Source organism: Streptomyces sp. NPDC058001 (genome assembly GCF_042886315.1).
Classification (GTDB): domain Bacteria; phylum Actinomycetota; class Actinomycetes; order Streptomycetales; family Streptomycetaceae; genus Streptomyces.
This window is the reverse complement of record NZ_JBHVQT010000005.1, coordinates 395,978-408,717: the sequence shown is the minus strand read 5'-3', so window position 1 is coordinate 408,717 and position 12,740 is coordinate 395,978. Positions and strand designations below refer to the sequence as shown.

The 12,740-nt window shown below is 69.3% G+C and carries 10 protein-coding genes and 1 pseudogene; 1 reads left to right on the top strand and 10 read right to left on the bottom strand.

Translation table 11 applies throughout. The annotated features are described in order from the left end of the window. Window positions 1-51: 51 nt before the first annotated feature. A pseudogene (locus tag ACFVT5_RS14615) lies at window positions 52-228 on the top strand (site-specific integrase); the annotation flags it as partial. Window positions 229-625: 397 nt separating this feature from the next. Here the strand turns inward: ACFVT5_RS14615 and ACFVT5_RS14610 are convergent. The 10 genes from ACFVT5_RS14610 to ACFVT5_RS14565 form a co-directional block, all read right to left on the bottom strand. Then, the gene (locus ACFVT5_RS14610; RefSeq protein WP_389886246.1) at window positions 626-2,272 is read right to left on the bottom strand and encodes a glycoside hydrolase family 13 protein; all 1,647 of its coding nucleotides are present in this window, start codon (window positions 2,270-2,272) and stop codon (window positions 626-628) included. Further along, a complete protein-coding gene (locus ACFVT5_RS14605) occupies window positions 2,272-3,486 on the bottom strand; it encodes a Gfo/Idh/MocA family oxidoreductase (protein ID WP_389886243.1) in 1,215 nt (404 codons plus the stop codon). The genes ACFVT5_RS14610 and ACFVT5_RS14605 overlap by 1 nt, the downstream gene beginning before the upstream one ends. Then, window positions 3,483-4,556 (bottom strand): glycosidase, encoded by a 1,074-nt coding sequence (locus tag ACFVT5_RS14600; protein ID WP_389886241.1) that lies wholly within the window; start codon window positions 4,554-4,556, stop codon window positions 3,483-3,485. The genes ACFVT5_RS14605 and ACFVT5_RS14600 overlap by 4 nt, the downstream gene beginning before the upstream one ends. A 6-nt stretch (window positions 4,557-4,562) precedes the next feature. Continuing rightward, window positions 4,563-5,468 carry a carbohydrate ABC transporter permease gene (locus ACFVT5_RS14595; RefSeq protein ID WP_389886238.1) on the bottom strand — a complete coding sequence of 302 codons (906 nt, stop codon included), beginning with the start codon at window positions 5,466-5,468 and terminating at the stop codon, window positions 4,563-4,565. Window position 5,469: 1 nt separating this feature from the next. Further along, complete coding sequence (locus ACFVT5_RS14590) at window positions 5,470-6,453, bottom strand: carbohydrate ABC transporter permease (RefSeq protein ID WP_389886235.1); 984 nt, start codon at window positions 6,451-6,453, stop codon at window positions 5,470-5,472. A gap of 9 nt (window positions 6,454-6,462) precedes the next feature. Next, entirely contained in the window at window positions 6,463-7,734 is a 1,272-nt protein-coding gene (locus tag ACFVT5_RS14585; RefSeq protein WP_389886232.1) for an extracellular solute-binding protein, read from the bottom strand. Between the two features lie 106 nt (window positions 7,735-7,840). Further along, window positions 7,841-8,869 (bottom strand): LacI family DNA-binding transcriptional regulator, encoded by a 1,029-nt coding sequence (locus tag ACFVT5_RS14580; protein ID WP_389886230.1) that lies wholly within the window; start codon window positions 8,867-8,869, stop codon window positions 7,841-7,843. A 1,183-nt stretch (window positions 8,870-10,052) separates the two neighbouring features. After that, complete coding sequence (locus ACFVT5_RS14575) at window positions 10,053-10,619, bottom strand: DUF4291 domain-containing protein (RefSeq protein WP_389886228.1); 567 nt, start codon at window positions 10,617-10,619, stop codon at window positions 10,053-10,055. Between the two features lie 83 nt (window positions 10,620-10,702). Continuing rightward, entirely contained in the window at window positions 10,703-11,233 is a 531-nt protein-coding gene (locus ACFVT5_RS14570; RefSeq protein WP_389886225.1) for a hypothetical protein, read from the bottom strand. Between the two features lie 65 nt (window positions 11,234-11,298). Continuing rightward, a complete protein-coding gene (locus ACFVT5_RS14565) occupies window positions 11,299-12,150 on the bottom strand; it encodes an arylamine N-acetyltransferase (protein WP_389886222.1) in 852 nt (283 codons plus the stop codon). Window positions 12,151-12,740: the final 590 nt, after the last annotated feature.

Genomic DNA, 12,740 nt, shown 5'->3' with positions numbered 1-12,740 from the left:
GTGCACCGAGGATCACGCCGACCTCAAATACTCCACCCCTTCCCATACCAAAAAGTCACTGTCGGAGAGTGGCGGGACACCTGGCTGGCCGGACGCAAACGTCTACGCAAGAGCGGCTGCTCACGCTACGAGTCAGACATCCGTATCCACCTCAAGCCTCACCTCGGGCATCTGCGCCTTGACAAGCTCCGAGTTCACCAGGTCTCAGAGATGTTCGACGCCATTAACTTCGTCGCGGCCGACCGGCTGTACACGCTCCGGCGGCTCATCGCCTTCCGAGGAACCCGCCGGGGCGAAACCTGCGGCGTCCGCGTCCGCTGGGAGGACCACTCCGCCAAAGCCCGTTCCTCGGCTGCGTCTCGCGTGCCGTAGGGGTCGGGGGCCTGGAGGAAGCCATGAGGTACTCAACGAGCCTGGCGGTCAGCGTCGTCCCGTTCGCCACCACGCCGCACACGAGACCTCGTCCCCGCGCATCGAAGGCCACGGCCACGTTGCCGTCCGCGTCCGCCACAAGGCCGGGCGACAGCCCGCTGCCGGACCAGGTACCGCCTCCGTCGAAGGACGCGTAGGCGGCGATGCCGATCAGCGGTCCCGTTTGCGGTCAGGTCGACTCCTGGTCCGCCGATCACTGCTGGAACTCCCCCTGGGTCATCCAGACGGCGGTGTCCTGGGGGACGTCGCGGCCGTCGAGCGGTGCGCTGGACAGCAGTATCTCGGCACGGTCGTCCAGCGGGACCGGCCTTGCGCCGAAGTTGACCAGGCAGCGCAGCCCGGCCGATCGGTCGAAGGCGAACCACTCGCCGTTCGGGGGACCTTGGACCCGTAGCACGGTGTCCGGGGCCGGGTGGGCGCGCCGCAGGCGCAGTGCCGCCCGGTACAGGGCGAGCATGGACCGCTCGTCGTCCCGCTGTGCCGCGACGGAGAGCTCCGCCCAGTCGGCGGGCTGTGGGAACCAGCAGTCCTCGGCGGCGGCGTCGCTGAAGCCGTACGGAGGGGCGCTGCCCGCCCAGGGCAGCGGCACCCGGCAGCCGTCGCGTCCCCGTTGCCGATGATCGGAGCGTTCCCACAGAGGGTCCCGGATCCGGCCGTCGGGAATGTGGGCCTGGGGCAGGCCCAGTTCTTCCCCCTGGTAGACGTAGGCCGCGCCGGGTAGGGCCAGCATCAGCAGCGCCGCGGCACGGGCGCGCCGTTCACCGGGCCGGCCGCCCCCGTACCGGCTGACGGGACGGATCGCGTCGTGGCTGGAGAGCACCCAGGTGACGGGAGCGCCCACCGCCCGCATGGCGTGCGCCGACTGCTCGACCACCTTCCGCATCGCCGGTCCGTCCCAAGGACATTCCAGGAAGGCGAAGTTGAAGGTCTGCTGCATCTCCCCCGGGGCGGCATAGCGGGCGAGTCGCTCCCGGTCGAAGATGCCCGCCTCGGCCACCATGACGCGTTCGTGCGGGGCCACGGCTCCCGCGGGGGCGGGGTGCCGGTCCATCAGGGCCCGCCAGTCTCGGAACAGCGGGTGCAGTTCCTCTTGGTCGTAGTAGGGCATCAGGTGGTTGCGGTGGGCGTCCTGGTGCTGGCCGGGGCCGGCGTCGGGCAGGCCCTCGGCCTTGAAGAGGGTGTGGGCGACGTCGACGCGGAAACCGTCGACACCACGGTCCAGCCAGTGCCTGAGGATCCGCTCGAACTCGGCGACCACCCCGGCGTGGCGCCAGTCGAGGTCGGGCTGTTCCGGCGCGTGCAGGTGCAGGTACCACTGACCGGGGCGGCCGTCCGCCTCGTCGATCCGGGTCCAAGCGGGGCCGCCGAACGCGGACTGCCAGTCGTTGGGCGGCAGTTCACCCTTCTCGCCGAGCCCCTCCCGGAAGAGGTAGCGCTCCCTGGCCGGGGAGCCGGGCCCGGCGGCGACCGCCTCGCGGAACCACGGGTGCCGGTGGGAAGTGTGGTTGGGAACCACGTCCACCAGGACCTTGATGCCGAGCGCGTGGGCCCTCGCCACCAGGGCGTCGAAGTCGGCGGGCGTACCCAGGTCGGCCGCGACACCGGTGTGGTCGGCGATGTCGTAGCCGCCGTCAGCGAGCGGCGAGGGATAGAAGGGGGTGATCCACACCGCGTCGACGCCCAGATGCGCCAGGTGGTCCAGGCGTGCGGTGGCTCCGGGCAGGTCCCCGATGCCGTCACCGTCGCTGTCGGCGAAGGCACGCGGATGGATCTCGTAGCAGACGGCCTCTCTCCACCACGGTGCGGGACCCACGGCTGCGGGCACCGTCCCCGCCGTCATCAGGCGCCGCCGGCGGGGACGGCGGTGGTGAGGGCGACGGTCCGGCCGCTCTGCGCGGACCGGGTCGCCGCTCGGGCCACGGCCAACGCCGTCAGCCCGGCCCTCGCGTCGGCCTGCGGTGTGCCGCCGTGTGCCGCGCAGTGCAGGAGGTCCGTCATGGCGGCCCGCACGCTCTCGGCGTACACATGCGGTTTGCGGTCCTCGCCTCCCAGGTCGATGACGCAGTCGACCCGGTGCGGGACGCTGCGCGTGATCCCCCGGCCGCGGGCAGGTTGGGCGGAGCCGGCGTCGCGGGCCACGGACACCGTGATGCGCTCCTGTCCGTGTGGCCGCAGCCCGGGAACCGCGAGCAGTTCGGCGGTCCGTGCGGGCAGTTCCTCCCAGCGGGCCGCGCCCGCCTCGTCGGTCCACGCGGTGACCGTCGCATACGTCGGTATCCAGCCGGTGACCCGGGCCTCGGCGAAACCGTAGTCGAGCCGCATCAACTGGCGCTCGGCGCGGTGGGCGTGGGTGAAGGAGTGGCTGTGGGTGGCGACCGCGCCGCCGGGGTGGGTGGCCGTGGCCACCACGATGTCCACCGTGCCGTCCTCCCGCCGCACCTCGGTGCCCTGCACTTCCAGCGGGTCGCCGCCCATCAGCGCGTTGGCGGTGTCGAAGAAGTGCACGCCGTGTTCGACGTGGATGCCGCCGCTGTGCGCCGGGTCCCAGAACCAGTGGTCCGGGCCGAGGTCCTCGTCGGATGCGTCGTTCTCCAGGGCGAACCGCCGCAGCGGGTCCAGCAGTTCCTCCTGCCGGAGCCGCTGGAGCAGCCGCAGGACGGGGTTGTAGCGCAATACGTGGTCGACGGTGAACACGCCTCGCGAGCGGCGGCTCTCCGCCTCGACGCGTGCGGCGTCCTCGACGGTGAGCGCCATGGGCTTCTCGCAGAAGACATGTTTGCCGGCCCGCAGGGCGGCGACCGCGGCGTCCGCGTGTGCGGCGGGAGGGGTGGCCAGGACGACCACGTCGACGTCCGGTAGCGCGATCACGTCCCGCACGTTCGTGTGGACGGCCGCGCCGTACCGGCCGGCGAGGGCATCCGCCCTGCGCCGGTCGGCGTCGGCGCACGCGACGACCCGCAGGGAGGGGATGTCGCGTATCGCGTCCAGTACGAACGTGCCGAAGGCGCCGCAGCCGACCAGCGCTACGCCGTGCCCGGTGGGGCCGGAGGTCACTCGGACCGGTCCAGGCGGGCCACACCGATGTGTGCGTCGGCCATGCCGTAGAAGACATAGCGCACGCCGTCGATCTCCTCGATCGCGGTCGGGAAGACCACGTTGGGCACGGTGCCGGAGCGCTCCTCCTCGGTCTCGGGGGCCATGAGCGGTACGGCGGTGCGGGCGACGACGCGGGCCGGGTCGGCGGGGTCGAGGATCATCGCGCCGGCCGCGTAGTTGACGGTCTGCACCGGTGCGAAGGGCTCATCGATGGTGCCGGAGACACCGTGGTGGATGAGCAGCCAGCCCTCGTCGACCCGGACGGGGGCCGGACCGGCGCCGATCTTGAGCTGCTCCCAGGGGTACTCCGACAGCGCGACCTGGCGGTGGTGGCGCGGCCGGGTCAGGGCGCTCAGGTCCTGTTTCACCTCGTCGACGGGGACGTAGGAGATCCAGATGCCGGGGCGTTCGTCGGTCACGCCGGCGGGCAGGTGCACGCCCTCGCCGGGCCGGAACCAGCCGAGGTCCCACATCGGGCGGTGCAGCATGGCGTAGTACAGCGCGCCGTCCGGGCCCGGCACGGGCTCGGGGAAGTGCACGACGTCCTTGTTGGGGAAGAGGTTGAGGTCGGTGTCCAGGTCGGGCTGGTAGGCGAACTGGACGGGGCCGAGGCGCTCCCAATGGACGAGGTCCTCGGAGACGGCGAGTGCGGGCTTGGGTCCGAGCGGCCCGTAAGCCACGTACGACATGACGTAACGGCCCAGGTCCTCGATCCAGGTGGTACGGGGGTCCTCCACGCCCGCGTTGTTCTTGCCGCGCTCCCAGCCGGCGTCGGGCGCGAGGACCACGCCCCGGCGCTCGACTCCGATGGGTACGCCCTCCTCCAGGGTGACTTCGGCCAGGCCGACGCGGGAGACGTTGCCCTCGGCGACCAGCCGCGGCAGCAGGTGCAGTCTGCCGTCGGGCGTGCGCCCGGAGGCAGGGTTGAGCACGCCTTCGACCTCGTGGGCCTCGCCGGGCAGCGGGGACATCACGACGCCGACCCGGGTGAGGGTGTAGGGGACAGAGGTGGTGGTGCTGTGGGACACGGGGGTTCAGCCCTTCGTTGCTGAGTCGATCTCGGTGGAGGTGAAGCGGCTCTGGAAGACGATGAAGAGGGCGACCGCCGGTGCGGCGAGGACGCAGGCCCCGGCGAGGATGGCGCCGAAGGGATTGGCGGCGGCGGCAGCGACGGTGCTGATGTAGTTGGCCAGGGAGACGGCCAGAGGCTGCATGTCCTGCTGCTTCGTGACGAGGAACGGCCAGAGGAACTCGTTCCAGGGCCCGGTGAAGCTGAGCAGTACGACGGACAGCAGAGCCGGCTTGCACAGTGGCAGCGCGACGCGGAACAGGATCTGCAACTCGCCGGCACCGTCCAGGCGGGCCGCCTCGAACAAGGCGGCCGGCAGTTGCAGGAAGAACTGCCTGAAGATGAAGACCGCGCTCGTGTTGATCGCGAAGGGCAGGATCATGCCGAGGTAGGAGTCGGCGAGTCCGTAGTCACGGACGATCAGCACGTACAGCGGGATCATCAGCAGTTGGAAGGGCACGACCTGGACCAGCAGCACCAGGGCGAAGGTCGAGCCCCGGCCGCGGAAGTGGAGCCGGGCCAGGGCGTAGCCCGCGAGCAGACCGAAGACGGTGGTGCAGACGATCACGCCGCCGGTGAAGATGCCGGAGTTCACCAGCGAACGCCCCAGCGAGATCGCCGAGTCGATCGCCGCGTAGTTGTGCAGGCTCAGGTTCGCCGGCTTGGGGAACGCCCCGGAGGGGCTGGAGTCGGGCTCCTTCTGCAGGGAGCCGATGAGCATGTAGTAGAAGGGGAAGAGGAAGGCGAACGCACCGATGAGCAGCGCGATGCGCGATCCGATCGACCGCGGGCGTGACCGCGGACGCGTCTGCGGGGTGTGCTTGTCGGCGCGGCGCCCGCCGGTGGGACGGGGTGCGATGTCGGTGGTCATCTCAGTCCCTCTCCACGAGTCGCCGGTAGACGAGCGAGATGGCGGTGATCAGCACGACGAGGATCACGCCGATGGCTGCCGCCTCGTCCGGGTGCCCCTGCTGCAGACCTCTCTGGTACATGAGCAGCACGGGTGAGGTCGTCGCGCCGTCGGGTCCGCCGCCGCTGGTGAGCAGGTAGGGCTCGGTGAACAGGTTGGCGCCGGTGATGGTGGCGAGGATCAGGACCAGGAGTGTGGCGGGCCGTACCGCGGGGACCGTGATGGAGCGGAAGGTGCGCAGCCGTCCGGCGCCGTCCAGGGCCGCCGACTCGTACAGTTCGTTCGGCACGTTCTGTAGCGCCGACAGGTACAGCACCACGAAGAAGCCCAGTTGCTTCCAGGCCACGAACACCGCGACGACCGGCATCGCGAGGTGGGAGTTGACCAGCCACGTCGGGTCCGGCGCCAGCGGGCCGAGCGCCCGGTTGACCAGGCCGTCCGAATTGAACAGGAACATCCACACACCGACGACCGCGACGCTGGCCGTGACGTAGGGGATGTAGTACGCGGTGCGGAAGAAGGACCGGAAGGGCAGTTTCTTGTTCAGCGCGTTGGCCAGGGCCAAGGAGGCGACCGCGGTCAGCGGCACGTTGATGACCAGGAAGACGGCGATGTTGACGAAGGAGCGCCAGACGTCGGGGTCGGTCAGCACCGTCGTGTAGTTGTCCAGACCCACGAAGGGCCGCTCGACCTGGACGCCGGGGGCGGCGAAGAAGTAGTCGTGGAAGGACATCCACACGGCGAAGCCGAAGGGATACACGAAGATCACGGCGAGATAGAGCAGGTACGGGGAGACGAACAGCGCGCCGATGGGCTGGTGGCCGCCCAGCCGCGACCGCCACGGCTGCCCGGGCCCCGGCGCCTTTCCCGTGGTCCCGGCGGTGCGCTGTCGTGTGGTCCCACCGGCGCGCGGGCGCCGGTGGGTGTCAGAAGGGGTGGAGGACATGGCGGGTGCTCACTGGCCTTCCGCGAGCTTGTCCACCTTGGCCGCCGCTTCCTTGAGGGACGCGGTGAGGTCGCCCTTGCCGAAGATCACGGACTTGGTGTAGGCGTCGCGGAACGTCTGCCAGACCTCGACGGAGTTGGGCACATTGGGTGCCTCGATGGTGTGCTCGGCCTGCTCCGCGAAGACCTTGTACGCCTTGTTCGAGGCGAAGTAGGACGGGTAGGCGGCAGCCAGGTCGGTGCGCATCGGCATCTGGCCGGTCGCCTCCAGCAACTTGCCGTCCTGCTCCTTGCCCGTGGCGAACTTCATGACGTCCCAGGCCGTCCCGCGGTTCTTGCAGGAGGTGTACATGCCGATGGACTTCTCGTCACTGAAGGTGCCCTTGCCGGGGGTGCCGTCGGCGGTCGGCACCGGCACAGCGCCCCATTCGACCTTGTCACCGTAGACGGAGACCGCCCAGGGACCGACGGTGGCCATGGCGGATTTGCCGTCGGCGAAGGCGTCGCCGTTGTAGCTCTCGTTCGGCGCCAGACCGTCGGCGTACATGCTCTTCCACAGCTGTGCGGTCCTGATGCCGTCGGGCGAGGCGAACTGGGCCTTGCCATCCTGGACCAACTGCTTGCCGGTCTGCGCCGTGAACATCGGGTAGTAGTCGAACCAGGACTGGTAGAACTCCGAGGTCGGAGCCGGCCAGATCGCCGCCTTGGCGGCCTTGCTGCCGACGAGCTTGCGCGACGTCTCAAGGAAGTCCTGATAGCTGGACAGCTTGGGGCGCTCCGGGTCCAGCCCGGCCTTCTTGAACAGTGCCTTGTTGTAGAAGATCATCACCGGGTTGCTCTTCCATGGCATCTGGTAGTACTTGCCGTCCGGCGACGCGTACTGGGAAAGCCTGCTGCCGACGCGCTCCTCCAGGTACTGCTTGCCGTCGGGGAAGTCGTCGAGGGGAACGAGGCCGCCCTGCTTCTCGAACCCGGGTACGGCGGCCGGTGCGGTGTTGAGGACCAGGCACGGTGCGTTGCCGGCTGTGATCGCCGCGCCGATGACCTCCTCGGAGCTCTTGCCCGCGGGGATCTCCTGGGCGGTGACCTTCTCCTTGGGGTGGGCGGCGTTCCAGTCCGCCACCATCTTCTTGCCCCACGCGACTTCCTGGGCGTTGTTGGAGTACCAGATCGTGACGGGGCCGCGGGCGTCGTTGGAGGCGCCGGAGTCCGATCCGCCACTGCCGCATGCGGAGAGCGCCAGGGCGGCCACCGGCAGCATGGCGAGGAGGGCCTTCTTCATTGGAGGTTCCTTTTCTGGCTGGATGAATCGCTTGCGGTACGGCACGGCCGGTACGTGGCTGCCCCGCCCCGTCCCGGGGGCGGAGCCGCGCCGGCGTGCCGCGGGGTCACATGTCCCGGCGGACCGGCACGGGGCCGGTGGAGCCGCGCACCACCAGGGCGGCGGGCTCCAGTTCCACGTCGCCGGTGGTGCCCGTCTCGATCAGCTCCACCAGTGCCTGGGCGGACGCCCGGCCCCAAGACACCGGGTTGGCACGGCAGGTGGTCAGCGGAGGGTTGGTGTAGGAGGCCAGCGGGACGTCGTCGAAGCCGACCACCGACAGGTCGCCGGGCAGTCGCAGTCCGGCGTCCTGGGCGACCGCCATGCCGGCCGTGGCCGACAGGTCGTTGCCGTAGACGATGGCCGTAGGCGGCGTGGGCGCTGCGAGCAGCGTCCGGGTGGCCCGTGCTCCGCCCTCGGCGGTGAAGCCGCCCGGCAGTAACGTCCCCTGCGGGAGGCCGGCTTCGGCGAGTGCGTCCGCCCATGCCTGACGGCGGCGCCGTGCGTGCACGAACTCGTCGGGACCGGCCACGTAGGCGATGTCGCGGTGCCCCAGGCCGACCAGGTGCCGGACGGCCTCGCGGACGGCGGGTCGGTCGTCGAGGTTGATCGTCGGCAGACCGGTGCCGGCCCCCGGCGCTCCCACGGCCACGGCCGGCAGGCCCAGTTCGGCGACCAGGGCCGGACGGGTGTCGTCGGCGCGCAGGTCGGTGAGGAACACGCCGTCCACGCGCCGGTCGGCCGCGAGCCTGCGGTAGGTGTCCACCTCGCTCTCGGGGCGGCTCATCTGGAGCATCAGACCGTCGCCGGTTTCGGAGATGACCGTCTCGATACCCGCCATGAACGCGGGAAAGAACGGGTCGGTGCCGATGAGTTCGGGTTCGCGGGCCAGGACCAGTCCAACCGCACGTGCCCGGCCCGTGGACAGTGCCCGTGCGCTGGAGCTGGGCGTCCACCCCAGTTCCTCGGCCGCGGCCCGGACGCGCCGCTGCGTGTCCGACGCCACGCCGGGACGGTTGTTGAGGACGAAGGAAACGGTCGCACGGGACACCCCGGCCAGCTTCGCCACATCAGCGATGGTGGGACGACGGGTCATGCGCGTACCGCTTTCTTGCGACGGGAGCCGTCCGGGTGCCTTCCCGGATGGCCGTACAGGCCGGACACCTCGCGACCGTGCGGTCCTGGCACCGTGCCCGATACCAGGGCCGGGAGCGGAGGCAGGACCGGGAGCGGAGGCAGGGCGACCTGGGAGGGCACCGGACCGACGTTTAAACCGGTTTGAATGGCCGACCCGTAGCCTCGGCTCCAACCTCGCGATAAGTCAAGAGCCCGAGAGAAAGTGGAAACTTTGCGGTAGTTGCATGCAAAATGGCCTGTTTCAAGCAGCTGGACCTCTATCGGCCGCCGCCGATGACGTCTCCGCCTGCGACTGCGACTGCGACGACGGGGCCGTAACGTCAGGGTGGGCGCTGTTTCCCGCTCGACGCGAGAAGAGATATTGATGACCGGGAACAAGTAGCCGGCCGATAAAACCTGAGCAATTTCCCTGAAGGTCGATCACGCTATGCCCGGGTGAATGGCGACTGTGCCCGACCGATGCTTGTCAGGCTCGTTTCGTCCGTGATGCGTCAGACTGCTACTGCGGGCCTCCGTTGAGTCAACTGCGGCCTGCTGAGCGGGGGGTTCAGGGGATTCGTGGCGTGCAGGCGGACGCCGGCCAACTGCGGTGCGGATTTCCCAAGCACTGATCTTTGATTTGAATGTGCCCTCTATTTATCAGGGATCAGGCGACTGCCGGCTCATGTCGGATGTGTTGCTTTCCGGACCTCTATTTGTCGATGCCGAGCCATGGTTTTCATCGCGCCGACCGTCGCGCGGGGGCGAATTCTCAAGCCGCACGACCGCCCGTGGCTCACGGCGTTGGCCGGCCCCTCGGCCCAGCCCCGACCCGGCGCCGGGTTCGGGCACCCGACCTGAGCCTCGTCGCCTTCCCAGGCGGCCCTGACTGCCGTTGCCGCTCTCGCCGAGCAGGGACCGGCACCGGAAACGGCACCCTCGGCTTCGAAGAGGAGTTCTTCCTCGTCTCACCCCCTTCAACGCGCCACCGTGCCCGCCGCGCACCGCGTCCCCCGTCATGCGGCGAGCTATGGAGTTCGCGGATTCGGGCACTCGCCACGCGTGACACGGCCGCCACCCGTGCCGCACCCGTGCAACCGCCTAGGGCCAGGGCGTATGACGGAAGTGCTCATGGTTCGGTAGCCGATCCTCACCAGTCGCCGTCATCTACCTGGGGAAACGACGTCTTCCAGTGTCCGGGGCATTGGGTAGGTGCGCTCCGCAGGAAACAGCCGCTGGGCCTTGGTGGCACGCCCGGTTTGTATCAGTGTCGAAGCCTTGCGGATTTGGGGGGTGAGGTCGGTGAGACTGACGATCCAGTCGTCGGTGAACGTGCGAATCAGGTGGCGACCGATGCCGACCTGGATGCTGTAGTGGTTCAGTGCTGCTCCGCGCGGCGAGCGCTCCGGGTCCCACTGGACATGTACGGCTGCCTGGGCCACCGCCGCCGGGTCGGCGGTCGTCAGCACAGCCTGGGACAGGGCTTCCTCCCAGCCCTCCCGAGTAATCCGCACCGCGAGAACACGTTCCTGGCCGGGCTTGCGGGCCCAGTTGCTGCGGTGCATCAGCCACATGAACGACGGCTTGATCCACGTCATTCGGTGGAACGAGAACGGCGCAACGAAGCGGCCCGCCCGCAGTGCCGCATCAGCAATGGCAGGCGAATACGCCTGATAGACCACGATCGTGCGGGCGTCGTAGTCGGCACGAATCTGATATTGGGACGTCACGCGCCGCACCTTGCCATCTGGTCCGCCGGCGCGGCGAGCCAATTTTGCCTCACGGCCCCCCGAGGCCGGTTCGAATGTGTTGCTCAAAGCCACTCGTTGATGGCCGCGACGAGGACGGTCACCTCGTAGCGAACCGCGAGCTTGTCTGGTGCGCGGCCTGCCCGGCCCAAGACGCGGAACACGCACCTGCCACGAATCAAGATCATCTCACGCTCAAGATCCACTTTAGATACACGCCCCAGGACCGTATGACAACGAGCAGTCCGCCCGCCCCCTCCGTCGACGCCTTGGAGGGCGTGCTCACGGTCCCCGGGGTCTACGCCCCCCGACACGACACCCGGTTCCTCGCCGCCGCCGTGGCCAGGGAGGACGTACCCGTGGGTGCGCACGCGCTGGTAGTCCGGCGGGAGCGTGACCTCCTCCACACCCGGTGCGCGGTGCGGGATCAGCATTATCGCCTGCCCGCCCACCTGCCCGGTCGAGGCGTGTTCGTTGGCGAGCTGGTCGCTCACCCGCTCAAGAGCGCGTTCGGCGCGCACCTCTGCCAACTGTTGGGTCAGCTGTTCTTCGAGTTCGTCCAGTTCCGCGCGCCGCTCGGTGATCCGTTCCAGCAACTCGGGATCCGAGCATGCACCGGATCGTTGAAGACCGCCCAGGAACCGGCGAGCCGGCCGTCCCGTCAGAGTGTTGTCGCACGCTGCCCCGCGGCCTCCCACTCCTGGTGCGCGGTGTGGACGCGGTGCCACAGCGCCGCCCGCGCCGGGGCGGCGACGTCGGTCAGGTTCAGGTGGAACACGTCGGTCAGTACGTCGTACCAGTCGTCGGCCGAGTCGATGGTCCGCTCGTACGTGCCTTCGGCGTCGATCCGGCGCAGCACACAACCGCGCAGCATGTCCACGCCCTTGGCGTCGCGAAGCTGGGCCTGGAGGACCCGGACGAATCCGGACTCGGGGGAAGTGGACAGCCGCTCGTGCTCCGCGGCGAAGGAGGACAACTCCACGGGCTCCGGCGCGAAGACCATCGCCGTGAACGCGCCGCGGGGGTCATGGGCGAACCGCCAGCCGCCGGGCACCACCGCTGACGGCGCCATCGCGTAGGTGAACGGCCCCTGGGTATAGGTGCCTTCGCGCAGCGGCAGGGGCTCGTGCATTCCGCCGGCGAGCCCGGTGTCGACCAGCCACCGCTCGCCGTCGAGCCCCACGGTGAGCGCGAGATGGTCGCCGCCCGGGCCCTCGGGGTCCTCGACCTCGTCCTGTACCCCGGCCCGGTGCAGGGTCACGTCGTAGCCGAGGGCCGTCAGCAGCGCGGCGAAGGCACCGTTGAGGTGGAAGCAGTAGCCGCCGCGCCCGCGCAGGATCCGGGCCACGGATTCAGCGGCGCCGATGCCCGACGGCCGTCCCAGTTGGTTGTCGAGGGTCTCGTAGGCGACCCGCTCCACCTGCGCCCGGTGCAGCGCCCACAGCGCCTCGGTGCTCGGGACCGCCGGCCGCTCCACCCCCAGCACGGCCAAGTACCCGTCGACGTCGATCATGCTCCCCCTCACCGTTCGAACGGATGATCAGCCTAGTCGCCGGTACCGCCCGTCCCACGCCCCCTGGGTACTACGTCCTCCCCCGGCCACTCCACTCCAGCCACCCAACGAAACCCACAGGTCAGACAGCGAAATCCTGCTGGAGTACCAGGTCGTGTTTCCTCGATCAGCTCGTACGGCTCCAGACGATCTACGCCGCAGACTGTCGCCCACGACCAGCGTGAGCATCCCGAGAGCCGGTCACACCAGCCCTGTGACCTGCAACTTCAAGTTGGCGGAGGCTCCTGGAACTGGTCGCCCGGCTGAGCGGTTACTCACCCCACCAGACCGAAGAGCTCCTCGACCGGCTGGTGACCTAGCGCTCGCTGGCCGCCTGGCACTACTGCCGGAACACCGACGAACTCACCTGGCACCTGCCCGCCCGAACCAGAGCAACCCGCACAACAGTCCAGCGGTGACAACACCCGTCAGCCCTGCGGAATGTGCCCCGCGTGTGCCAACTCCGGACAGTGAGACATCACACGAGAGGAACGTCCGGTTCCACTCATGCGTACTATCTCCAGATGGCCGCAGACTGCGCCCATCGTGTT